General features: G+C 41.6%; 19 protein-coding genes. 15 read left to right on the forward strand and 4 right to left on the reverse strand.

From position 1 onward, the window contains the following. Nucleotides 1-11 precede the first annotated feature (11 nt). Nucleotides 12-323: a 50S ribosomal protein L21 gene (gene rplU / locus ACK8P8_RS07110; RefSeq protein ID WP_099292284.1), complete on the reverse strand. Its 312-nt coding sequence runs from the start codon at nucleotides 321-323 to the stop codon at nucleotides 12-14. 530 nt (nucleotides 324-853) lie between these two features. On the opposite strand from rplU, the gene ACK8P8_RS07115 reads away from it, so the two are divergent. The 5 genes from ACK8P8_RS07115 to ACK8P8_RS07135 all read left to right on the forward strand — a co-directional run bounded on the left by ACK8P8_RS07115 (nucleotide 854) and on the right by ACK8P8_RS07135 (nucleotide 8,449). Beyond that, nucleotides 854-1,261: an immunoglobulin domain-containing protein gene (locus ACK8P8_RS07115; protein WP_227214606.1), complete on the forward strand. Its 408-nt coding sequence runs from the start codon at nucleotides 854-856 to the stop codon at nucleotides 1,259-1,261. 138 nt (nucleotides 1,262-1,399) lie between these two features. After that, nucleotides 1,400-4,735 (forward strand): golvesin C-terminal-like domain-containing protein, encoded by a 3,336-nt coding sequence (locus tag ACK8P8_RS07120; RefSeq protein ID WP_369860626.1) that lies wholly within the window; start codon nucleotides 1,400-1,402, stop codon nucleotides 4,733-4,735. Nucleotides 4,736-4,970: 235 nt separating this feature from the next. Further along, nucleotides 4,971-5,519, forward strand: a complete 549-nt coding sequence (locus ACK8P8_RS07125) for a 1-acyl-sn-glycerol-3-phosphate acyltransferase (protein ID WP_186975278.1) — start codon at nucleotides 4,971-4,973, stop codon at nucleotides 5,517-5,519. A 17-nt stretch (nucleotides 5,520-5,536) separates the two neighbouring features. Continuing rightward, nucleotides 5,537-6,304 (forward strand): amidohydrolase, encoded by a 768-nt coding sequence (locus tag ACK8P8_RS07130; RefSeq protein WP_369860625.1) that lies wholly within the window; start codon nucleotides 5,537-5,539, stop codon nucleotides 6,302-6,304. 21 nt (nucleotides 6,305-6,325) lie between these two features. Beyond that, nucleotides 6,326-8,449, forward strand: a complete 2,124-nt coding sequence (locus tag ACK8P8_RS07135; protein ID WP_369860624.1) for a S9 family peptidase — start codon at nucleotides 6,326-6,328, stop codon at nucleotides 8,447-8,449. Nucleotides 8,450-8,513: 64 nt separating this feature from the next. Here ACK8P8_RS07135 and ACK8P8_RS07140 read toward each other — a convergent pair whose 3' ends face one another. Together ACK8P8_RS07140 and ACK8P8_RS07145 are read right to left on the reverse strand one after the other, a co-directional pair. Then, nucleotides 8,514-8,669, reverse strand: a complete 156-nt coding sequence (locus ACK8P8_RS07140; RefSeq protein ID WP_255469440.1) for a hypothetical protein — start codon at nucleotides 8,667-8,669, stop codon at nucleotides 8,514-8,516. Between the two features lie 320 nt (nucleotides 8,670-8,989). After that, nucleotides 8,990-9,511: a GNAT family N-acetyltransferase gene (locus ACK8P8_RS07145; protein ID WP_186975281.1), complete on the reverse strand. Its 522-nt coding sequence runs from the start codon at nucleotides 9,509-9,511 to the stop codon at nucleotides 8,990-8,992. A gap of 115 nt (nucleotides 9,512-9,626) precedes the next feature. Here ACK8P8_RS07145 and ACK8P8_RS07150 point away from each other — a divergent pair, with 115 nt between their 5' ends. From ACK8P8_RS07150 to ACK8P8_RS07185, 8 genes are all read left to right on the forward strand, one after another. Further along, the gene (locus ACK8P8_RS07150; protein WP_227214611.1) at nucleotides 9,627-10,406 is read left to right on the forward strand and encodes an energy transducer TonB family protein; all 780 of its coding nucleotides are present in this window, start codon (nucleotides 9,627-9,629) and stop codon (nucleotides 10,404-10,406) included. An 83-nt stretch (nucleotides 10,407-10,489) separates the two neighbouring features. Beyond that, complete coding sequence (trmD, locus tag ACK8P8_RS07155; protein ID WP_292267348.1) at nucleotides 10,490-11,176, forward strand: tRNA (guanosine(37)-N1)-methyltransferase TrmD; 687 nt, start codon at nucleotides 10,490-10,492, stop codon at nucleotides 11,174-11,176. 471 nt (nucleotides 11,177-11,647) lie between these two features. After that, the gene (locus ACK8P8_RS07160; RefSeq protein ID WP_410025669.1) at nucleotides 11,648-12,868 is read left to right on the forward strand and encodes a tyrosine-type recombinase/integrase; all 1,221 of its coding nucleotides are present in this window, start codon (nucleotides 11,648-11,650) and stop codon (nucleotides 12,866-12,868) included. Nucleotides 12,869-13,262: 394 nt separating this feature from the next. Further along, nucleotides 13,263-13,487, forward strand: a complete 225-nt coding sequence (locus ACK8P8_RS07165) for a helix-turn-helix domain-containing protein (RefSeq protein WP_410025670.1) — start codon at nucleotides 13,263-13,265, stop codon at nucleotides 13,485-13,487. After that, on the forward strand, nucleotides 13,484-13,804 hold the full coding sequence (locus tag ACK8P8_RS07170; protein ID WP_303182095.1) for a HipA N-terminal domain-containing protein: 321 nt from the start codon (nucleotides 13,484-13,486) through the stop codon (nucleotides 13,802-13,804). The genes ACK8P8_RS07165 and ACK8P8_RS07170 overlap by 4 nt, the downstream gene beginning before the upstream one ends. A 5-nt stretch (nucleotides 13,805-13,809) precedes the next feature. Continuing rightward, the gene (locus ACK8P8_RS07175) at nucleotides 13,810-14,748 is read left to right on the forward strand and encodes a HipA domain-containing protein (protein ID WP_410025671.1); all 939 of its coding nucleotides are present in this window, start codon (nucleotides 13,810-13,812) and stop codon (nucleotides 14,746-14,748) included. A 279-nt stretch (nucleotides 14,749-15,027) separates the two neighbouring features. Beyond that, nucleotides 15,028-16,236 (forward strand): AAA family ATPase, encoded by a 1,209-nt coding sequence (locus tag ACK8P8_RS07180; RefSeq protein WP_410025672.1) that lies wholly within the window; start codon nucleotides 15,028-15,030, stop codon nucleotides 16,234-16,236. An 11-nt stretch (nucleotides 16,237-16,247) separates the two neighbouring features. Continuing rightward, nucleotides 16,248-16,820, forward strand: a complete 573-nt coding sequence (locus ACK8P8_RS07185) for an RloB family protein (protein ID WP_369860619.1) — start codon at nucleotides 16,248-16,250, stop codon at nucleotides 16,818-16,820. 435 nt (nucleotides 16,821-17,255) lie between these two features. Here the strand turns inward: ACK8P8_RS07185 and tnpA are convergent, their stop codons facing one another. Beyond that, on the reverse strand, nucleotides 17,256-17,594 hold the full coding sequence (gene tnpA, locus ACK8P8_RS07190; protein WP_410025673.1) for an IS66 family insertion sequence element accessory protein TnpA: 339 nt from the start codon (nucleotides 17,592-17,594) through the stop codon (nucleotides 17,256-17,258). Nucleotides 17,595-18,666: 1,072 nt separating this feature from the next. Here tnpA and ACK8P8_RS07195 point away from each other — a divergent pair. Then, nucleotides 18,667-21,591 (forward strand): SusC/RagA family TonB-linked outer membrane protein, encoded by a 2,925-nt coding sequence (locus ACK8P8_RS07195; protein WP_410025674.1) that lies wholly within the window; start codon nucleotides 18,667-18,669, stop codon nucleotides 21,589-21,591. A gap of 13 nt (nucleotides 21,592-21,604) precedes the next feature. Further along, entirely contained in the window at nucleotides 21,605-23,119 is a 1,515-nt protein-coding gene (locus ACK8P8_RS07200; protein ID WP_410025675.1) for a RagB/SusD family nutrient uptake outer membrane protein, read from the forward strand. The last annotated feature ends 10 nt before the right edge of the window (nucleotides 23,120-23,129 follow it).

The raw sequence follows: 23,129 nt of genomic DNA on the forward strand, positions 1-23,129 counted from the left end.
TACAAAATAAATTAAGCGTTGATCGTTTCGATCTGAATTTGAGTCATACATTGACGATGACCGTTCTTTTTGCAGTATCCTTTTCTTCTCTTTTTCTTGAAAATGATTACTTTGTCAGCTTTCAAGTGAGATAATACTTTTGCCGTAACTTTGGCTCCTTCTACAATTGGAGTACCGATTTTGATATCTCCTTCGTTGTCCACTAAAAACACTTTGTCAAATTCTACTTGAGAACCTTCTTCTGCAGCCAGTCTGTGAACATAGACTTTACGGTCTTTCTCAACTTTGAATTGTTGTCCTGCGATTTCTACAATTGCGTACATTGTTCTAATTCATTTTTAAGTTAATACCATGGGGTGGGCATTTCTCCGCTTGGTGTACCCCTGAGGTTAAATTTTCGCTCGGCAAAAGTAGTAATTGTTTTTGAAACGGCAAAGATTTCACTGAATAAAACGGTGTTGTTTTTAATAGAAATTCTTTGGATTCGTATTTTTGAGTGGATATTGAATAATTAAAGGTAAAATGTCGTGAATGGTAGTGAGATATTATTGCTAATATCATGAAGCGGGTCGAAATCAAGAATGGTAATTCAAGAAAATAATGATATTATGATTAGTTTTTTTTGTGTTTGCTTGAATTTTATCAAAATACGAAGAAGTATTTAGTATATTGCCGATATATGGAAAATTATTCTTATTAAATTTGATGATTTTCAAAATAGCTAAAAATATACTATATTGCCTAATGAACTATTTTTTTAATCTTTTTAAAAATAGGGTAAATTCTTTGATATATGAATTTATTTTAATATTTTTGTAATACTAATTATTTACTAATTTAAAATACAAATAACATGAAAAAGAGGATCGTTTTTATCATCGCGTTATTTTTAGGGTTGACAGGATTCAATGGGGAAAGTAGAATTATAGAGCAAAATAGTGTGAATTTCCAAGAGAGGGTTGCACTTGTAGGTTATGCACCCCAAATAGTCAGACCGCTCAAGGATCTTATAGCTCCAGAAGGAAGTTCTATTACCTTTGTTGCCACTGTTTCGTCATCTGATTGTTTGGCGGTATGGTACAAGAATGGAGAAATATTACCAGTTGGGGGAAGGTTCCAATTTTATATGAAAAAAAATACTGCAAAATTGACAATAGTAGATGTATTTCCAGAAGATGCTGGAGTGTATGTGGTGAAATTTCAAAACAGATATGGAGAGGCTATATCGACGGCGCGACTATTTGTTGAATTGTCGAGATAAAAATAATTCTATTCGGTTTGTCGGCAAGAATTACTTCAAGATATATTGGAAATATTCTTGAAGTAATTCTTAACTATGAACTTTCTTTTATCAAAATGATACTTTTGAGCAGGTGTTATACAATCAAAATTGAGCGTTATGAGCGGTAATCATGTCTTTATTGAAACTTTATATGGGTTCAAACGTGCCCGACGGAATGTCATCTTTTGGATGTTTGTAATTCTTGGAATCGTGGGAATCGTCCTTTACGTGTTCACGCCGTTGTCTGCTTTGCCTCATGTCAAAAGTATCGATCAACTTTTAAGGCAACCTCCGATGGAATGGGTATCCCGGGCATTACCTTCATCCATTCCCTTCACGTGTGCTTACTTGTTCAACATCTTGCAACTTTTCTTCGTGACGGTACTCGTTATCAACGACACGAGATTAGTCCGTGTGGATAGTAGGGATGCCTTGAACGTTCACCCGCAAGGGAACTCGGAGAGTGCGGCAGGGAGCATAGTGGGAAAACTCGTTGCTATCTCCATAATCAACGTGTTAATCCTCGGTTTTTGCGGATTGCTGAACCTTCTTTTTTATCCCAAGGTGTTTAACATCGGGTATTACCTATTTTATTGGTTGACGCTAAACCTTCCAACCCTTATCTTTTGCTTGGGGGTATCTACTCTTGTGTCAAGGCTAACGAGGAATCAAGGCTTGAGTGTGATTTTTTTGGCGTTAATTCTTGGATTGATGACCCTTCCCGGTTCGGTTTGGCTAAACGGGTTATTTGACCCTCTGGCGGCAAGGATTCCCAATATGTTTTCCGATTTCACAGGCCACGTGCCCCCCGGTAGTTACTTGCTGCAACGGGTATTTATCTTGTTCCTCGGGATAGGGCTGGCTGTTCTTGCCGTGATCCCTTACCCTAGGATTCATAATAATGTGCGGGTGGCATTCCGATTGGCACGTGTGACACTGCTTCCCTTGCTTCTTGCCGGAGGTTTTGCGGTCGCTTACGGTTTCCAATCCGTGTCTAATGAACGGGAAGCATTCCGGGAAACTTATTCAAAGTACACCCCCAGAAAGGTTTTAAAAATTGCCGACAATCAACTCCATTTGAAAGAAACGGAAAACGGGGGTATCTTCGTGACCAGTCGAATGACTGTAGCAAACAAGGATAACGAGGAACTTCCTTTGATTCTTTATTTGAATCCCGGACTTGTGATCTCCTCGGTTACCGTAGACGGGGCAAATGTCAAGTACCAGCGTGAACTGCAAGTGCTTCTTGCGGACTGTAAGGTTTCTCCCGGCGAGACAAAAGAAGTGATCGTGAAATACGAGGGGAAAATCGACAATAGTTTTTGTTTTCTCGATACCCCGGAAGAGAAGTATGCTTCCCCGGCAGTGAACACAATTGATATTTACCATTTCGGTTATAGTCCCGCATTTTGCGAGAAAGGGTACAAATTACTCACGCCGGAATGTGCTTGGTACCCGGTCAGTGTGCCTCCCTACGATGCATCCGGTTTCAGGCGAGCCATGTTTACCCGCTACAAATTGGAAGTGGAACATGATCCGAATTTGGTGGCAATATGCCAGGGAGAGGCGAATCGGGAAACGCATGGGAAGACAATGTTCACCTTCGAGCATGACATGAAAGGAATTAGTCTTTGTGTAGGTAATTACAAAAAACGGGAAATCATAGTCGGTAGTGATGAGAAAAGATGGGAATGGGATCAATCAATTCCTGACTCTAAAATATCGAAGTTTGCAAAGGATGAATATCCGACGCGGGTAGAGTTTTTCTACTTGCCCGAACATGAGTTTATGCTCGATATTTATGATAAAATCCCTAAAGAGGAGTGGAAGAACATAATCGAAAGTGCTAAAGTTTCAATAGGATTTTATGGTAATAATAACAATTATGCCGTAAAACGCATGATGAATAAAATTGCCGTTGATCCCACGCTACAATATCCTTACAGTTGGATCACCATAGTGGAAGTGCCGTGTGCTTTTCATGTGTTCACGGGGAAGGCCTTGCAGGAGGGAGAAAGGGTACAAGGGGGAATGATATTTCTCCCGGAAAAGAAATACTCGGTGGACATGTCTTTCTTTTCTGACAACAAGAGATTGAAAACTCAATTACGATCGTACGAAGAACCAGAAACTCAATTATGGTTTGATAATGAATTTCAACTGTTTGAGCGAGGAAGTTATGGTCTGGAATCAAGCGGTATGGGTAACACGAGTTTCGTTTACTCTGACGAGTGTCCTTTGATTAATGATGTCTTGTCTTTGGCTTTTAATCCCAACTTAAGTTGGGAGCATGGGACGGATATAGAGTACTATGTCCTCGATTACATGAAAGAGCATAGTCTGGAAGAGGCTTTGAGTGATCCCTTATTGTCCCCGGATCTGCTTGATAAGATTATCCGCAAAAAATGTATGGAGTTAAACGCTCTGTTGGCGATCAGAATCGGGAAAAAAGAATTTAACGATGCTTATCATGATTTCCTCAAGCGACACCTTTTCGAGGAAACGACTCTAGAGGAATTTTCTCGAGAAGTCTTCGCCCATTTTAATGTTAGGTTGGACTCCATTGTTATGAATTGGTTTAGAAGTAACGAGTTACCTCTTTTCGAGATAGACGGTCACGTCATTTATGTGGTGGATGAGAGGTATCGTATGCACAATACGTACGATATCAAGGTGTTTAACCGGGGAAAAGTGCCGGGTATTGTCCAGACGAGTGGTTACCGACCGGAAATGTGGATTATTCCTCCGGGAGAAGGACGGGCTATAAGAGCGCATGTATCTGCTGATAATACTAACATATATACCATTATGGCTTTAAATATCCCGGGATATGTTGAATTATCAAGCGAGAAAAGGGATGTCTATACCGACACCACCACGTGGTATTTACCCCTCGATTCGACCTCGTTCTCAACTGTGAACGAGAACGAGATTATCGTGGATGACGCTGATCCGGGATTCACTATCCTTGAAACCAGAAAGTTTAATATAGCTTCTTTGTTCGGACAAGTCGAGACTCGTGCCAAGTATTACAAGTTTCCCCCTGAAGATCACTGGGGTTTTACGGTCAAAGAGGCTGGTGGTTATGGTTTTCCCGTGAAAGGAGCGTATTTTAAACAAGCCGGCAAGGGTAACCAAAAAGTACAATGGGAAACTGATTTACCCGAGGGAACATACGAGGTATTTTGTTATCAACCTTTTGAAAGAAACAGAATCAGTGATTTCTTAAGGGAGTACTATTATACCGTATTTGACGGGAAGGAAGAACACGAGGTTGTGCTTTCTATGAGTAAGGATGATGGGGGATGGTTGTCCTTGGGTGTTTTTGATTTCCACGGGAAGGGAAGGGTGATATTGAGTGACAGGGATCGTAAACGTAATTCCGCTGACAAAGATAGTGACCCGCAAGTTGTCGTTGCTGATGCCATAAAGTGGGTTAAAGTTCAGAAATAATAGTCTGTATTATCGTTGGAAAAGTTTATATTATACTTCGCTTCACGTTATTCAAGTGAAGCGAAGTGTTGTTAATTAATTATTCGAGACAGAAAATACGGCACGAGTGTATAGGATAGAGAATCGTGTTCTTGTTCGATATATTTGCAATAAAAAATATTGTGTCCTATTTTAGTTAGGTGTTATTTCCGGAAAAGTACTAACTTTGGCAAGATTTTAGGAAATAGTAAAAGCTATGAAATATATCGCACGTCTGATACTGAAAATGTTCGGTTGGAAACTCAAGGGAAGTTTGCCCGTGGATAAAAAAGCGGTGGTGATTTCCGTGCCGCATACTTCTATTATGGATTTTATATGGGGAAAGCTCACGTTCATGAGTTATGGGATTCCTACTTATATATTAATGAAGAAGGAATTTTTCTTTTTTCCCTTGGGGGCTATCCTGAGAGCCTTGAACGTGATTCCCGTTGACCGGGGAAATAAAGAAAATCATCTTGTAGAGCGGATGGTGGAGGAGTTTAATAAGCGGGACGTGATGTACCTGACGATTACCCCGGAAGGAAGTCGCAAAAAGCGAAAGAAATGGAAGAAAGGATTTCTGGTAATCGCGAGAGAGGCGGGTGTTCCCGTGTATCTGGGCAGAATCGATTATAAAGATAAATATTGCACGTGGGGACCTCGGTTTGTTCCCTCGGATGATCCGGATGCCGATTTGAAATACATCATGTCGACTTACAAGGACGCTAATCCCCGTCATCCGGAAAACTTTTCGGCAGGAGATTAAACTAAAATAAAAGGATTATGAAGGTAGCAATCGTACAGGCACGTTTGGAATGGGAAAATGTTCCCTTGAATTTGAAACTCTTCAACAAACGTATGAGTGACATAAACGGGGTGGATATTATCGTGCTGCCGGAGATGTTTTCTTCCGGTTTCACGATGACGGGTAAAGATCAGGTGGCTCCTTTCCACGAGGCGGTATACCGGTGTATGCAGGATTGGGCGGACGAGAAAGACGCTTTGGTCATGGGCTCGACCATTTATTTTGAAGACGGACATTATTTCAATCGTTTGCTGGCGGCATTCCCGGGAGGGAAAGTGTTGCATTACGATAAAAGGCACCGTTTCACGATGGGGCATGAAGACGAGCATTTCACCGCCGGGCACGAGTTGCCGGTGTTTGAATACAAGGGCATGAAGATCGCGCCTTTCATTTGTTACGACCTGCGATTCCCCGTGTGGAGCCGTAATACTTCCGGGTATGACTTGGCTGTTTATGTGTCTAACTGGCCGGAGGCAAGGAGGGAGCCTTGGCAGATATTGTTGAAGGCGAGGGCTATCGAGAACCAGTGCTACGTGGTGGGCGTGAACTGCGTGGGGGAGGACGGAAACGGTCTGCAATATTCCGGCGATTCTATGGTGATATCTCCCCGGGGAGAGGTGCTGGTGGCTTGTGAGCCTTATGCCGACGAAGTACAGGTGGCGGATGTCGATTTGGGTGCTTTGGAAGGGTTCCGTGAAAAATTTCCCGTTTTGGAAGATAGAGATGAATTTACAATTGATGAATAAATAATAACAGCAGAAGAAAGGATGAAAAAAACATTGTTGACGATAATCGGATTAAGTATGATGTTCGGTTTGAATGCACAGGAGAAGATTTTGACCATGGAAGAGGCTGTCGTGGGGTACCATTTGTATCCGCGGGCAAAGTATATCCAATGGCAGGGGGATAAGAATCAGTTTACTTATCTCGACCGTGAAGGACTCACGGGTGAGTCGGCGGATAAAGGTGAGAAAACCGTTTTATTGACCGTGCCGGAGTTAAACAAAATTATCGGGGCTGATTTGAAAGGCTTCCCTAATTTTTCTTGGTTGGACGGAAACACGCTGGTAGTTGCCCGTCAAGGGAAAATTTACCATATCGACGTGGAGAAAAAACAGTTGAAACAAACTTTTTCTTTCCCGAAAGGGGCGGCTAATCAGACCTACTCGAAGGCAGGTAACATGTATGCTTACACGGTAGACAACAATTTGTATTACATGGATGAACGGGGAAACAGTTACGCCGTGACTTCCGATGAGAACAAGAATATCGTGAACGGTCAGGTGGTTAGTCGCAACGAGTTCGGTATCACGGGTGGTATATTTTGGTCGCCCGACGGTAAGAAACTTGGGTTTTACCGTAAGGACGAGAGCGAAGTGACGAATTTTCCCTTGTTGGACATCAATAGCCGTACCGGAGATCTGAAAGAAATCAAATACCCGATGGCGGGAATGAAGTCCGAGTTGGTGACGATGGGGGTTTATGACATCGCTTCCGGTACTACTGTCTTTCTGGACGTGAATGATTTCGGGCGGGAACAGTATCTCACGGGCGTGACGTGGGCGCCGGAATCCGACATCGTGTATGTTCAGGTGTTGAACCGGGGACAGGATCACATGCGTCTGAACAAATACGATGCTTCTACCGGGAAACAGATTGCCACGTTGTTCGAGGAAAAATCCGATACTTACGTGGAGCCTCAAAACGGGCTGGTTTTCATGAAGAATAACCCGAAACAGTTCCTTTACGAGACGAATAACCGGGACGGTTATTTCAATCTTTACTTGTATGACGTGAACGGCAAGCTGATCAAACGTCTGACGGATGTCGATGCAGACGTGGCTTACGCGGGTATGGATCGTGCCGGGAAGTACGTGTATTACCTCTCTTCAGAAGTGTCCCCGGTGGAAAAACAACTTTTCCGGGTAGACGTGAAGAGTGGCAAGAAAACCCGTCTGACTCCCGAGGAAGGTTGGCACACGATCACGATGAGCGGGGATTGCAGTTATTTTATCGATAGTTACAGTAGTGTAAAGACCCCTCGCAACGTTGATTTGGCTACCAATAGCGGTAAAGTGGTACGCCGTGTTCAAGAGGTGGAGAACCCGAACAAGGATTACAACTGGGGTGAAGTTACTTTGGGCTCTATAAAGGCTGACGACGGTAGTGATTTATACTATCGGTTGATTAAGCCTATGAATTTCGACCCGAACAAGAAATACCCGGTAATTCATTACGTGTATGGCGGACCGCATGCTCAAATGGTGACCAATATCTGGAATGCCAATATCCGCATGTGGGAAATGTATATGGCTCAACACGGTTACGTGGTATTTATCATTGATAATCACGGTACCCCGAACCGGGGAAAGGCTTTCGAAGAGGTGATTCATCGTCAATGCGGTCAGGTGGAAATGAAAGATCAGGTGAAAGGTATCGAGTGGCTGAAGTCATTCCCTTGGGTGGATGCAGAGCGTATTGGTGTTCACGGTTGGAGTTACGGCGGGTTTATGACGATTTCGTTGATTACCAATTACCCCGATATTTATAAAGTGGGTGTTGCCGGAGGTCCCGTGATTGACTGGAAATGGTACGAGGCCATGTATGGAGAGCGTTACATGGACTCCCCGCAGGAGAATCCCGAGGGGTACGCCAAAGTGAGTTTGATCGCCAAAGCCAAAGACTTGAAAGGCAAATTATTGATTTGTCAAGGTGCTGTCGATCCTGTTGTGGTATGGCAACATAGCTTGAGTTTTATCCGGGAATGTATCAAAAATAACGTGCAAGTGGATTACTTCCCTTATCCTTGTGCCGAGCACAATGTTATGGGACGTGACCGTATTCATCTGATGCAGAAAGTGACGGATTATTTTGAAGATTACTTGAAATAATTGAACAATAAAATAAATCAGCCAACTAATTCTAGTTGGCTGATTTATTTTATGTCGAAAGTTTTTATAACTTTTCAATCTCTTCTCGCGATAAGCGGGTTCCTTTAATTATAACCTCTGTTGGAACTTCCAAGGCTTTTAAGTTTTTGGCTATTTGTTTTTTCTTTTCACCTTCCTCAAATCCTTTAATATGCCCTTTCTTTTCTGCCGTTTTAACCACACTGTACCAATCCCGGAAAACTTTCAGGCTATCCTCGTATTCAAATAGTTCTTACTTGGAGAACCCGGCAATTTCTGCCACTTTGAAAAAACGTTCGAAAACTCGTTCCTGTATCATGTCTGTGCTGAACAACTTCTTGAAACCGAAGTCGGTGTAAGGATTGATATATCGTTCTTGTAAACCTTCGCTTCCTATGTTTTTTTGTTTATTGTTATAACAAAGATAATATAAACTTACAAGAAATCAAAGTTCAACTGGAATCAAGTATGTGAAGTTGGAGGCTGTTCCTTTTAAGCGTTGAATTTACGATACGATTCCTGTTACAGTATCTTTTCGTATAACTGGAATTTGTGCAGTCCGTACTCTCCAAGTCCCAGATCGACTGTAGCCACGTGTTTGAATCCAAATTTCTCGTACAGTTTGATGGCGGGAATATTGTTCACGTAAACGTCCAGACGAATCGCAGTCATACCTTGCTCTTTTCCTGATTCACACGCGAAGGAGATTAATTTTTTCCCGATGCCGGCTTTCAGAAAGTCCGGGTGAACGACAAGCGTGTGAATCACGAATATTTTACTGTAATCCGAATCAATACCCCACGGTGCAATTTTGTACGCTTCTTCCGGGTGATGATTCAGTATTATGGAACCGATAATCTGCCCGTCGCATCTTGCCACGTACAAGTTACCTTCTTTGACACCCTTTTCCGCGTTTTCCCGGACGGGGTACACTCCTTTGATCCATCCCGGGTGGTTAATATCGGATGCAAGGAAATCATTCAAGTCATTATATAATTGTTCCAGCTCGTTGATGTCTGCTGCCGTCCCTTTTTCTATAATCATTTTGTCATATTCATGAATCCGGTAACAAATATAATGGCTTTTTTGTTTCTTCCCAAAGTTGTTTTTTATTCTTGATTTATTATATTTGTAAAATAATTCTCAAATTTATAGACGTATGAAACGGCTATTTGTGATATTAGTGTTATTTTCCACTATTCCGAGAGTTCATGCAACGGCACAAGCCGGGGATGTTTTAATATGGGGTAAAGATACTTCTTGGTTGTTTAGTAATCCCTTGGAATTAAGACGTGATATAGATTCAATACGTGAGAGATTGGAAGAAATGGGTGCGATGTGGACATCCACAGCTTGTTGGAGAGGGTATATTGCGACATGGGAGATTATTGATAATGAATTGTATCTGGTAAATATAGAGTCTGATTTAAGTGATACAATTGAAATAAACTTGGAAAAATTGCTGCCGGGAGAAGTCATTAATGGTAGAGTGAGAGCTTCGTGGGTAACAGACACTTTAATCGTTCCCCGGGGGGAGTGCATTTTCTACGTTCATTCCGGTTATCAGTCCGTGTACGAGAAGGAATCTGAAATTATAGTTCAGGAAGGAAATGTGGTTAAGCGGGTAGATTGGAATAATTATTGGGCTTGTAGGCCGGGATATTGGGAGAATCCGGAATTGCTTAAAGATTTCATATATGGACATATAGATTGGGGTAAAGTTGCAGCAAATACACCGGAAAGAGCACGAGTGGTATTCTGTATTATTCCGTCTGAAGAGATAAAGCCGGTGGTGAAAATAATTCGTTCATCCGGTTCAACTATTTTTGACGAGGAGGCGATGAAAGCAGTGCAGATGCTTGAGGAATGGGAAACTTTATATCAACGGGGTAAACTGTTTAGACAGTCGTGGGTAGTTCCTGTTATTTTCAAAAGATAAATTTATATCTTTGTGCGGTATTGGGATTTGCCGTCAGATTTACATCGGCATTTTCAACTTTCAATTTTCAACTTTCAATTGTTATGCGCATTGATATATTAAGTGTTGTACCGGAGTTACTGGAGAGTCCTTTGAATCATTCGATTATCAAACGGGCGAAAGAAAAAGGGATCGTGGAGATTTATATCCATAATATACGGGATTGGTCGAAGGATAAGCACCGGAAGGTGGATGACTATTCTTTCGGCGGGGATGCCGGACTGGTGATGGCGGTACAGCCGATTTTTGATTGTATCAATGAATTGACTTCCCGGCGACATTACGACGAGATTATCTACACCGCCCCGGATGCCCCTACATTCAACCAGAAGATGGCGAATGAATTGTCGTTGAAGGAGAATATCATGATTCTTTGTGGGCATTATAAAGGGATTGACCACCGGATCCGGGAGCATTTGATTACCCGGGAGATTTCCGTGGGCGATTACGTGCTGACGGGAGGGGAGTTACCCGCCTGTATCATGACGGACGCCGTTGTGCGTTTGTTGCCGGGAGCCATGGGGGACGAGACTTCCGCTTTGACCGATTCGTTTCAGGACAACCTGCTTGCCCCGCCCGTGTACACGCGTCCCGCGGAGTTCAACGGTTGGCGAGTGCCGGATGTGCTGCTATCGGGTAATCACGCCCTGATCGACGAGTGGCAGGAACAACAAGCCTTGGAACGTACAAGACGGTTACGCCCGGATTTGTTGGGGGAATCTGCCGGGTAGACGCTGAACGCGCATTGCCTTGTGGTCGGGCTACCGATGCTCCCGACTAAATACATAGCAACAACGTAGTAACAACGGAGCATAAATATAAACGAGTGTTTATGCTCCGTTTTTACTGTATGAATATTATCTTTTTACTCGAGGTCAACGATAGCGTGGCCTTTTTTACATGGAAATGAACGTACGAGGTTCTTTCCCGTGAATTTGCTTAAATGCTCTACTTGTATTATATTTGAGGGAGTAAACTGTGAGGTGTTTAGTTTTGGATATCGAGTAAGGCTCGGTGATGTGTGTAGACGAGCGTGAGGGGAGAAAAAGAGGGAGAAAAGTGAAACTTTTGGAAGGGTATCGGTATAAAACTAACTATAGGGGGATGGATTGGAGTTAATTCCGACAGGGACTTCGTTGTGCTTGTAGCGCGATACGGTTAAGTGTCGGAAGGTTGGACGTTTAATGTAGAAAGGAGATAATATGGCTTCTATAAAAATAAGATTTAGAGAGTCAACGGTAGAGGGTAAGATGGGGTCTTGTTTTATACAAATCATACATCGGCGTAAGATCGGGGTTTTAGCCACGGGGATAAAATTACACGCGTGGGAATGGGATAAGGCAAGTAATGATATTCGCTGGACGGGCGGTGATCCCAGACGGCAGGTAATCGTGCAGGCGGCACGGGAAAGGCTTAGGCTGGTGGTGAATGAATTGCGGGATATTATCGGCTGGTGGGAAGTCAACAAGGAGGAGTACACGGTGCGGATGATTGTTGATGAATACAACAGGCGATTGATGAAAGGCACGTTGTTTTCTTTTATGGGCGGGTGTATTGAAGAATTGAAAGGCGTGGGCAGGGAGAGAACTTCCGGTACGTATTGCAGCACGTTGAAGAGTTTTAAGGACTTCCGGCAGGGACAGGATATTCGTTTGAATGAGATTAGTGCTTCTCTGGTCAAGCAGTTCGAGAATTACTTGAAATCAAAAGGAGTGTGCTTGAACACGATCTCTTTTTATATGCGGATATTACGCGCGGTCTACAATAAAGCGGTGGGCAACGGGTTGATCCGGGAGGATCATTTTCCTTTTCGGAAGGTATTCACGGGAGTGGAACGAACGGTTAAACGGGCTATCACGAGGGAAACGGTTTCACGGTTGCTGGAGTTGGATTTGAGGCGAAAACCCAACTTGGATTTTGCCCGTGATCTGTTTCTGTTCAGTATGTTTACCCGGGGGATGGCTTTCGTGGATGTGGCTCATTTGCTCAAGACGGATATTGTCGGGGACGAGATCGTGTACAAGAGAAAGAAGACCGGTCAGCGGATACGGGTAAAACTTCTTCCTTATGTTTTGGATATCATCCATAAACATCGAATAGCGGATGAGAATATACCTTTTTTATTTCCGTTATGTTATTGCCCGTGGACTCGGAAAGAACTTTCTTATGCAAGTGCCCTGCGCAAATATAATAAGGCGTTGGAAGAACTTTCTAAGATATTGGAACTGGAAAAACCGCTTAGTTCATACGTGGCACGCCACACTTGGGCTACCCAAGCCAAAAGAAAAGGAGTGGCACTGGCTGTCATCAGCGAAGCGATGGGGCATACCTCTGAAAATACGACCCGGATCTATTTGGCTTCATTTAACGAGGATGTCGTGGATAAGGCGAATGAAACGGTTGTGCTTGATTTCTTCACGTGAAAGGTTGTTACAGACGCTGCGTTACTTGTGGAGTAAAAACTGGAATGTTTGGGTTACTAATTCAGCGTTTTGATAGTGCTACGTTCTTGATTTTATTAGTAACTTTGCTAGTGGTTTAAACTTTACTGCCGTAAATTTTACAATGGTAATTTTTACGGCGGTAAGATCTAATGTACCAGCCTTAGAAAGTAGACACATTTACTAATTCGTTATTAAAAACTTCAGAACAGATTATCTGTGAGGTGATTGGTTCTGTGAAAGGATGGCGGGGATTGGTGTTGGTATTATTCAGTACCCTTTCGGGTGTTTTATTATCCTTTTCACTCAATATAATACCCGAAAAGGTGCTATTTTAGAAATTATTATTATATTTGTACCCGAAAAGGTATTGAATATGGAGAATCAACCATTAAACGAATATGTGAAGTCGAAGCGCAAAGTGCTTGGATTTTCGCGTGAAGAGTTTGCACGGAAAGCAGGCGTTGGCTTGCGTTTCTTGCGCGAATTGGAACAGGGTAAGGAAACTCTGAAAATGGACAAGGTAAATCAAGTATTAAAATTGTTCGGGATGCAATTGGGTGTTGTTCCAATGGACAGAAATAATCTGATAGAGCAATGAAACAAGCTAAAATATTTATGTATGACCATACGGCAGGTACGCTCACCGAAGATGAAAACGGATATACCTTTGTGTATGATACAGGCTATTTGGCAAATAAACATGCCGAACCGGTAAGCCTCACATTACCTCTAACGGATAAACCATTTGTTAGTAATGTGTTGCATCCTTTCTTCGATGGGCTTATTCCCGAAGGCTGGCTGCTGGATATTGCCCAAAAGAACTGGAAAATCAACAACCGTGACCGCATGTCTTTGTTGCTTGCCTGCTGTAAAGACTGCATAGGAGCGGTCAGTGTTCAACCTATTCAAGAATGATAATCATGGAAAGATGCTTATACTGTTATCAACTTTTGGAACAAGGGCAGGTTGATTTTCATCCGCGATGTTCCAAGAAGATCTTCGGAACCACCGTTCCGCCTGTGCTTCCCTATACAGAAGCCGATATTGAGTCGCTGGCTTTGGAAGTAGTACGTTCACAGGTTACAATCACAGGCGTTCAGCCGAAATTATCGGTTGACTTGGAAAAGACTAACGGAGCCGAAAAACGTTTCACGATAGTCGGTTTGTGGGGTGGATATATCTTGAAACCACAAACGGAACAATATCCATCGCTTCCCGAAAACGAAGATTTAACCATGCATCTGGCAGAACTCGCTCGGATAAAAACGGTTCCTCACTCCCTGATACGATTTCAGGATGGTTCATTGGCATACATCACCAAGCGGATAGATCCTGGCAAGAAAGGCGGTAAAATTCCGATGGAAGATATGTGCCAACTAACTGAGAAACTGACCGAGCAAAAATACAAAGGTTCTCATGAGCAAATTGCTAAAAAGATAGTGGAGTTCTCGGCTTATCCGGTGTTGGATTTAATCAACTATTTCGAAGTACTGTTATTCTGTTACCTGACAGGAAATGCAGACATGCACCTGAAGAACTTTTCTCTTTACAAAAAAGTGGGTGAATGTGTTTTGGCTCCGGCTTATGACCTCTTATCTACTAAATTGGTTATTCCACAAGACAACGAAGAACTGGCATTGACGTTGAACGGTAAAAAGCGAAAGTTGAAAAAAGCCGATTTTGATAGCCTCTTAAAAACGATGAAAGTCGATGATAAAGCAATCGAAAATGTGTACGACAAATTCAGGAAGGTACTACCAGAATGGTTTGTATTTATAGATTCTTCGTTTCTGCCAGATGAGATGAAGGGAAAGTATAAAGCATTGATACAGGAAAGGTGGAGTATTTTGAGTGATTAGTGATGTTACATTAGTAATAGAAGATGTCATGTATCAGCTCAGAAAAGTAGACACTAAAAATAACTCGTGTCGTGGTGTTGAAAGGATGTCTATCTTAAATTGCTATGAAACGAGTATAAATAAAAATCCTCGGATTGCTAAATTTATAAAGGTTTGAGGAGGTTATCACAAATAAAATAGTATTAGATTTTTATTTTAGCACAAATAGTGCAATTGTTAATAACTAATGTGTGGTTATTTGGTTTTTCTATCTATCTTTGTAAGAAAAATAATAGATACATGATAGCTGAGATTAAATTCAAGAATATGTTCTCATTCAGAGATGAGACGGTTCTTAGCTTTGAGGCAGATAAAAGCAAGGATTTGGAGTCATATCACGTTGTTGAGCTGGTTCCGGATGTAAGACTACTAAAATTGGCTGTCATTTATGGAGCCAATGCTTCAGGAAAAAGTAATATTATTAAGGTTTGCGATTTTATAAAGTCTTTCATAACCAATACTCCGCTTAATAAAGTGGAACTGCTTAAGATTGTTCCGTTTTTACTAAATAGAACAAGCCAAGAACAAGCATCTGAGTTTTCTGTTTCATTTTATATCATGAATGGTGATAAGGCTACTAGGTATGTATATTCCGTGTTGTTGGACAATGCACACGTTGTTCAAGAGACCTTGATTTATTATCCCAGTCAACAGCCGGCTACTATTTTCGAACGTGGTACGGAAAATAATGTTTCTTCTATCAAATTTGGCCAAAAAGTTAAAGTCAGTACTGCTGCAAAAGAGGAGATTACCTTGAAGTGTTTACCTAATATGTCTGTTTTTGCAGCTTATATGCAGGTAAATATCCATATTATAGAAATGGAAACAGTCCTTCAGTATTTGACTAAACAGATGATGCCTGCGATAGTACCTACATCATCGTTAAACCGCTATGCTGAAGAAGCAATTAGAGAAGCAGCAGCAAAAGAATACATCCTAAGATATTTGCAGGAAGCAGACTTCAATATTTCGAATATATCTTCAAAAGAGCGAGAGACCAAAAAAGGTATAGTAAATTATACTATGTATCAACACAAAGTTTCTTCTGAACATGGTGGAAATGATTACTATGAATTCCCTGAATTATTTGAATCAGATGGTACCATACGAACATTCGGTTTAGCATCGCAGATACAAAAAATTATTGAAAGTAATGCTTTTCTAGCTGTGGATGAAATAGAATCATCTCTTCATCCTAAGTTGATTGAATATATTATTGAACGTTTCTTGAAAGAATCAGAGCAGGCTCAGTTACTGCTTACCACCCATTATGATGGTCTGTTGGGAGAAGAGGATTTGCTTAGAAAAGATAATATCTGGTTCACCGAGAAGAACGCAGATGGAGGCAGTGTGTTATATCCTTTGACTGATTTCAAGGGTTTAAATAGAATAAGCTCTCTACAAAAGGGCTACAAGTTTGGTAAGTTTGGGGCAATCCCTAATCTATAAATATCGGCCTTATGAGAAAAGTTAGGAAGAATACCGCCACTAGACAGGTCATTCATATTGTAGGTGAAGGACTGACTGAACTGTTTTATTTCAGTCATCTGAAAAAGTTGCTAGGCTACAGATACTCGATATCTCCACGTCTGTTTGAGAACAATAGTATCGAGAAGATAGAGAAAAAGATAAAGGAACTTTTAAGTGAAGATGTATTTGCAATCTGTGTCTTCGATGCAGATGTTAGCAGACGTTCGGATGCTGAAAACAAGAAGATGGCAGCCTTGAAAAAGAAATATGAAAAGAATAGTAATGTTATTCTGTGCGACAGTTTGCAATCAATCGAATATTGGTTCCTTTTGCACTTTGAGGATACTTGCCGTCATTTTCAAGATTCAGCAGCTACGGAAAGAGCTTTGAAACGTTATCTTCCAACATACAACAAGACACGTAAATATCTGGAAAAAGATAGCTGGGTGAGGGATATGAATGCAGACGCGAGAATGAAGAGGGCTTGTGAACTTGCCGAGAAATATCAAGGTCGAGATTCATATAGTGAGATTTATAAGGCTATCAAGAAGGTTCGTGAATGATTGAAAATCATGGGAATTTCTTCTAGTTTAATGTATTTGGTGAAAAGTCTGCGTTGCAATGTATAAGTCATCTTTATCGGGTTTGCATAAACATTTGGTGGATATCGGCAAAAATTCAAAAAAAAAATTGATTGTTTTGAAATATAGTTTGTCTTTGCCCCAATTGCCACAGAGAAGTATATTATGGAGAATTGAGCGGTAAATTAGAGAAAATAAAGATAATGTTTAAACAACAGGAGGATAAACTTAGAGGCATCGGACTAATTATATCAGAAGACAACTTATTAAGCCTCTATCAAAATAGCAAATTAAATAGATAATAATAACTTCGCTCCACCATCATTCTAAGTGTTTTCACCGTGTTCTTCCTATGTCGGGAAACCCAGTGAAAATACTTTCAAATCCAAGAATAAAACAACAAAAAATTTTTGGAAGCTAATTTCTCTTTATTCGGAACTGGCAACTTGTGAAGTGATACATACCACTGAAGTGAGCGATAATCCCACCGGGAAACTCTATCCGGATCTTACTTGATCCCATGGTTATCCCATCATGAACTGGGTGGGGTTGCTGGTGAGGTGGTGAAGCTGATTGGGAAAACTCTTCTAAAGAGGAAAAGAGCCTATTCGCATGATAAGGTCTGGAAAGTCCAAACTTCCCTTTCCAATAGTGAAAGCTTGATTCTGTATAGGCTTCGTTAGAACAGAAGTCTTTTATTGTTAAGCTACTACACTGTTGACGAGATAGTATTTCCATAAATTCTTCTTTGCTCATTTCAAAATTAAAGAAGTAAAGTTTGAGGTAGAAGAAGACCACCAAACAAAAATCATTGCCTCTAAATTATCATTTATTGCTTAATTATACCAGATAGGGTATATTAAAAAAAAGATTTCAGTTCCTTTAGTATATATGAATACGGAGGTAAAGTAAAGGTGGAGATTATAAGTTATGGGACTGAAGATTTTGCCTTCTGGTCTAGCAATAGTATAGGACGAAATGAACTTATGTGTTGTATATAGTCGTGTTTTTGGATTGTTTTTTATTCTGTCTCTACCTAAAAGACGGAATAAGTCTAAACATATTTTATTTTCCTCAATTGTATGTTATATTTTCAACAAATTATTCTATTTGTGGATGAAAATGTAACAAACGCATTGCGAAGTTAGGGAAATATTTGTTCAAAAGAAATTTATTTATCTATAAATTTTTAAATTTAACAATCTAAATCTGCTTAATAATTGAAAGTGAGGATTATGCGTAATTTCGAATATTATGCTATATGGCTGAATTTAAGTTGATATTGTGATTTGAACAAGATGTTTAGCAATTGTTTTACTATTGTTCGTTTGAGGCATGTTTATTTAAACATTGAATTAATGTATTTATAATCAATTAAATAGTATGTTAAGATATATGCTTTGAATCAACATTAATATCCTATATCGAAACTGTTGTTTATCATTTGTTTGTCATTATTAAAATAAGGTATTTGTTGTTGCTTGTATTTTGCTTATAATCAGTTGTTTGTGATTTTTATTTAGACTTATTCTGTCTTTTAGGTAGAGACAGAATATTACTGAATATATACTAATTAAAATTTGTAGTTCATTAATTTAAGTAAATGACGGTTGTATGATTAAAAACAAGAGAAACCAAGAAGGTTATCGTAATCTACTAAAATTTCACGGGAACGTTTTCGTGAAATTGTGGGTATTGGTGCCAAGTCCGTACGCTTGAGTTTTTGGTGGCGGACTCTATAATTTTTAAAATAAAGTGAATAAAAGACCGAATGTGTCTCCAGTAAAAAAATAAAGGGATTTACAGGGCTTAATATTAAAATGATTTTATGAAAAAAGTATTGTTTGTCTTTTCCTGTTTGTGTTTGTTGACATCTGCTATACAAGCACAAACGAGAGTGATAAAAGGAGTGGTTACCGCTCAAAGTGATAAGGCTTCTCTTCCGGGAGCGACTGTGCTAAATAAAACCACGAGTAGTGGTGTCGCTACAGATTTAGATGGGAGATTTTCAATAAAAGTAGCGAAAGGGGATACTTTGGTTTTTTCTTTTATCGGTTATTTGACGCAAAAGATCGTGATTAGTAACCAAAAAGAACTGAATGTTATTCTGGTGGAAGAATCAAAGCAAATAGATGATGTTATTGTTACCGGGTATTTAACTCGTAGAAAAGGGACATTGACCGGACCGGTTTCCGTTGTAGATGCCAAACAGCTGGAATTGCTTCCTGTGCCTAATTTTGATCAGGCTTTGCAGGGACAAACTCCCGGTATGTTAGTCATGTCTTCTTCCGGAGCCCCGGGTTCTTCCGCGAGTGTGGCGATACGGGGTATAAATTCGATCAGTGCGGGTACGGCACCTCTTTATATAATGGATGGTGTTGTGGTCGGGGCTGGTGATTTTCAGGCTTTGAATACCGCTGATATTGAATCGGTAACGGTTTTGAAAGATGCTGCATCAACGGCTATTTACGGTGCACGTGCCGCGAATGGTGTTATCTTGATTACCACGAAACGGGGTAAGTATGGCACTGAAGCCCGGGTGAATTTCCGAATGCAAATGGGATGGTCGGCTATCGCTAGCGGAAAGAGCGATATGATGAACACGAAAGAGCGTTTGGATTACGAGGAACTGGTTGGTATGCATGCTAATGATCTGGCTTATGAACGTTCCGATTACGAGGGAATCGATGTCGATTGGAAAAAAGTGATTTACAATGACAACGCACCGACGAGTAGTTATGATTTATCCATTAGCGGAGGATCGCAAAATATTGCTTATTATTTGTCGGCTAATTATATGACACAAGAAGGTATTGCTCCTTTGGCCGATTTCACGCGTTATAATTTCCGTTTGAATTGGGAAGGGAGGGTAAAACCGTGGATGAAAGCCGGGGGAAACTTGACTTTGGGACACGAGAAAAATGCCCAGACGAGCACGTTACAAAATTCAATCTTTAATCCGGCCAACGCGGCTTTGTTCATGTTGCCTTACGTGAGTCCTTATAAAGAGGATGGCTCTATCGCCAGCGTGGGTGACGGTTCATGGAAAGGGGACGCGATAAACCCGCTGGAGGCTTATGAGGCATTTGTCATGGATTTGGAACGAACCAAAGCGGTAGGATCATTATTCTTGGAGTTAACCCCGTGGAAAGGCCTTACCGTGAAGACTATGCTAGGATTGGACGGGGGGGTGAATCATGATGTTTCCGTGAGCAAACCCTCGTATCCTTACAATAACGGGGAAGGTTCCGTGAGCGGACGTTATCAACGGAACTACACGTTGACGATGACGAACACGGTGAACTATATGTTCGACTTGAAGGAGGATCACCATTTCAATATATTGTTGGGACAGGAAGCGATACAGAGCCAGACGGAACAGATGATTGCCGGGGCAAACGGGTTAAGCGACGACCGCTTGACCATGTTGAGTTCCGCGATCACACCGGTACAGGCGGATGGTTCCAAGACGGAATACTCTTTCTTGTCTTTCTTTGGTCAGGTTTCCTATTCTTTGAAGAACAAGTATTTTTTGGATTTGAGTTTGCGAACGGACGGTTCTTCCCGTTTCGGTAAGGATAATCGTTACGCGACATTCTGTTCGGCAGGTTTGATGTGGCGTATTATCGACGAACCGTTCATGGAAAAGTTCGGGGCTCTTTCCAATTTGCAGTTGTTGGCAAGTATTGGAACCTCGGGAAACTCTTCTATCGGTAATTATGACCATATGGCTCTTATCGTTGGTGGTGCTTCTTATGTCGGGACTCCGGCATGGGTTCCTACCGGTTTGGGAAATGAATCGTTGACATGGGAGAAGTTACGGGATATGAATGTCGGTATAAAAATCGGTTTGTGGAACCGTCTTAACCTAGACGTGGATTATTACCATAAGATTACAACGGATATGTTGATGAGTGTACCGATTTCTATCACCAACGGATTTGCATCTTGGTTGGATAATATCGGGAAAATGCGCAATCAAGGTATTGATGTGCAGTTGGATGCCCAAGTGTTAAAATTACATGATTTCGCTTGGAATTTTTCCGGTAACGTGTCATATAACCAGAACAAGATTTTGGAATTGTACGGGGGACAGGATTCATACGTGGTCGGGAACTCCGGAACTATATTGAAAGTCGGTGAGGGGATGGGTACGCTTCAAGCCGTACGTTACGCCGGGGTAAACCCGTCGAACGGCGATGCGCTATGGTATGATAAGGACGGAAAGTTGACGAATAAATACAGCACGGAAGACGAGGTGCTTTTGGGAAAAACCTCCATGGCACCGTGGTACGGAGGTTTCACGAACAGTTTTTCTTACAAGGGGATACAGTTGTCGGTATTTTTCACGTGGATAGCGGGGCGGTATATGATGAATAATACCCGGTACTTTACCGAGTCAAACGGTCGTTATCCTACTTACAACCAGTCGACGAAAATGATGGATGTCTGGCAAAAGCCGGGTCAGATCACGGAAGTACCCCGGTATGGCGTGGTGACAGAGATGGACGACCATTTGGTGGAAGATGCTTCCTTCATGCGTTTGAAGAATTTGAGCCTGTCATACAATTTTTCTCCTTCCCTGTTAAAGCATACAAAAGTGATCCAGAGTTTGAGGGTATTCGCTCAAGCGCAGAATTTATTGACGTTCACGAAGTGGTCCGGTTTTGACCCGGAGTCCCCGGCGAACTTGTCGATAGGGGAGTATCCGATGACAAAGCAGTTTATGTTTGGTTTAGATGTAACATTTTAAGTAAAAGAAGGATATGAAAAAAGTTTTACTATATTTTATCGGGTGGTGTTTGTGCACGGGAATCGTTTCCTGTAAAGATTTTCTGGAGAAGTATCCTTACGATTCGCTCCCGCAGGAGGAATCCTTTAAGACTGCCGATGATTTTTCATTCCATTATCTTGGAGTGTATTCATCCATGAAGGCTCCCGGCGGATTTACCGAGGGAAGTCGTATTTACGGCGATATCCAGTGTGATTTGTTCCAGTCCGTGGTAGCCTCGGCGGGAATGTTGTCGGGGATTTATAACTGGCAATTTAATGCCAATGACCCGGACGCGAATTCGATTTATGATGCCATGTGGGTGACTATCGGGCGTTTGAACCGGATTTTTGATAATTATCCCGCGATCAAGAACAATTCCACGGAAGATGAGATTGCCTCGATGGAGATGATGTTGGGGGATTTGTTTTTTATTCGGGCGTTTTGTTATTCCGAACTGGTAAAATATTATTGCGAGGCGTACGATCCCGCTCGTGCCGACGAGCAGTTGGGGATGCCTATCGTGAAGACCTTGAACCACGAGCGGAACCTGCCGAGAAATACATTGAAGGAGACTTACGATTTCATGTATAGCGATCTGGATTCTGCCGCTAACCGGGTGGTGCGTACGGTAAATATTACGGATGTCCAGAATGTAAGGAATTTGTTGGTAGGGACACAGGCTATCCATGCATTGAGGGCTCGGTTGGCGTTGTACCAACAGAATTATGCATTGGCTTCAACCGAAGCGTACACCGCTTACGAGGCCTGCGAGCAGAACGGGTTAACACTGGCACAAAGCCGGGAAGAATACGAGTATATGACTATCGGAGACGGGCTGGGAGCAGAAGTCATCATGCTATTGGGTATGACTCCCGATGACCTGCAGGGGAGTGTCGGTGCTTATTTCAGAAAGAGTTTCGGTACTTCTTTGCAACCGGAATTTATTCCGTCAAGAGCTTTTCTGCAAATGTTTGATGATCCGACGAATGACTATCGGTACGGTATTTTCGAGCGTCAGCGTTTGGGATATACTCACGGGTTGGAATGGGAAGTTTGTTATAAAGACGGTCACAGTAGTTTACTGGATAAATCCTCTACTAATCCGGCTTACCAGTCTATGCCTAAATTGTTCCGGATGTCCGAATTGGTGTTGATTGTAGCGGAGGCTCAGGCTTCTATGCCCGACGGTGATTTAAATATGGCAAACAAGTTTTTGAATGCGTTGAAGATGTGTAGAATTGAGGGTTGGAACGAGAAGACTTATTCCAAAGCCCAGATTCTGGATGAGGTGAAAAAAGAACGGGCGAAAGAGTTGTGTCTGGAAGGTTTCCGTCTGGCGGATCTCAAACGTTGGAAGATGGGATTTTTGCGTAAACCTCAACCTTACACGAACGCTCCCTTTAACGCGATAGAAGTTAAGTCTGATGATCCGAGATTCACTTGGCCGATCCCGAAACACGAGATGGACGTGAACCCGTTGATGAAAGGAAACGAAAGTAATTATTAATAATTAAACA

The organism is Butyricimonas muris, from assembly GCF_046365375.1.
GTDB classification, from domain to species: domain Bacteria; phylum Bacteroidota; class Bacteroidia; order Bacteroidales; family Marinifilaceae; genus Butyricimonas; species Butyricimonas muris.

Excerpts from the sequence above, each read along its gene's own strand:
- rplU (WP_099292284.1), bottom strand. The coding sequence starts at position 323 with ATGTACGCAATTGTAGAAATCGCAGGACAACAATTCAAAGTTGAGAAA.
- ACK8P8_RS07115 (WP_227214606.1), top strand. The coding sequence starts at position 854 with ATGAAAAAGAGGATCGTTTTTATCATCGCGTTATTTTTAGGGTTGACA.
- ACK8P8_RS07120 (WP_369860626.1), top strand. The coding sequence starts at position 1,400 with ATGAGCGGTAATCATGTCTTTATTGAAACTTTATATGGGTTCAAACGT.
- ACK8P8_RS07125 (WP_186975278.1), top strand. The coding sequence starts at position 4,971 with ATGAAATATATCGCACGTCTGATACTGAAAATGTTCGGTTGGAAACTC.
- ACK8P8_RS07130 (WP_369860625.1), top strand. The coding sequence starts at position 5,537 with ATGAAGGTAGCAATCGTACAGGCACGTTTGGAATGGGAAAATGTTCCC.
- ACK8P8_RS07135 (WP_369860624.1), top strand. The coding sequence starts at position 6,326 with ATGAAAAAAACATTGTTGACGATAATCGGATTAAGTATGATGTTCGGT.
- ACK8P8_RS07145 (WP_186975281.1), bottom strand. The coding sequence starts at position 9,511 with ATGATTATAGAAAAAGGGACGGCAGCAGACATCAACGAGCTGGAACAA.
- ACK8P8_RS07150 (WP_227214611.1), top strand. The coding sequence starts at position 9,627 with ATGAAACGGCTATTTGTGATATTAGTGTTATTTTCCACTATTCCGAGA.
- trmD (WP_292267348.1), top strand. The coding sequence starts at position 10,490 with ATGCGCATTGATATATTAAGTGTTGTACCGGAGTTACTGGAGAGTCCT.
- ACK8P8_RS07160 (WP_410025669.1), top strand. The coding sequence starts at position 11,648 with ATGGCTTCTATAAAAATAAGATTTAGAGAGTCAACGGTAGAGGGTAAG.
- ACK8P8_RS07165 (WP_410025670.1), top strand. The coding sequence starts at position 13,263 with ATGGAGAATCAACCATTAAACGAATATGTGAAGTCGAAGCGCAAAGTG.
- ACK8P8_RS07170 (WP_303182095.1), top strand. The coding sequence starts at position 13,484 with ATGAAACAAGCTAAAATATTTATGTATGACCATACGGCAGGTACGCTC.
- ACK8P8_RS07175 (WP_410025671.1), top strand. The coding sequence starts at position 13,810 with ATGGAAAGATGCTTATACTGTTATCAACTTTTGGAACAAGGGCAGGTT.
- ACK8P8_RS07180 (WP_410025672.1), top strand. The coding sequence starts at position 15,028 with ATGATAGCTGAGATTAAATTCAAGAATATGTTCTCATTCAGAGATGAG.
- ACK8P8_RS07185 (WP_369860619.1), top strand. The coding sequence starts at position 16,248 with ATGAGAAAAGTTAGGAAGAATACCGCCACTAGACAGGTCATTCATATT.
- tnpA (WP_410025673.1), bottom strand. The coding sequence starts at position 17,594 with ATGAGCAAAGAAGAATTTATGGAAATACTATCTCGTCAACAGTGTAGT.
- ACK8P8_RS07195 (WP_410025674.1), top strand. The coding sequence starts at position 18,667 with ATGAAAAAAGTATTGTTTGTCTTTTCCTGTTTGTGTTTGTTGACATCT.
- ACK8P8_RS07200 (WP_410025675.1), top strand. The coding sequence starts at position 21,605 with ATGAAAAAAGTTTTACTATATTTTATCGGGTGGTGTTTGTGCACGGGA.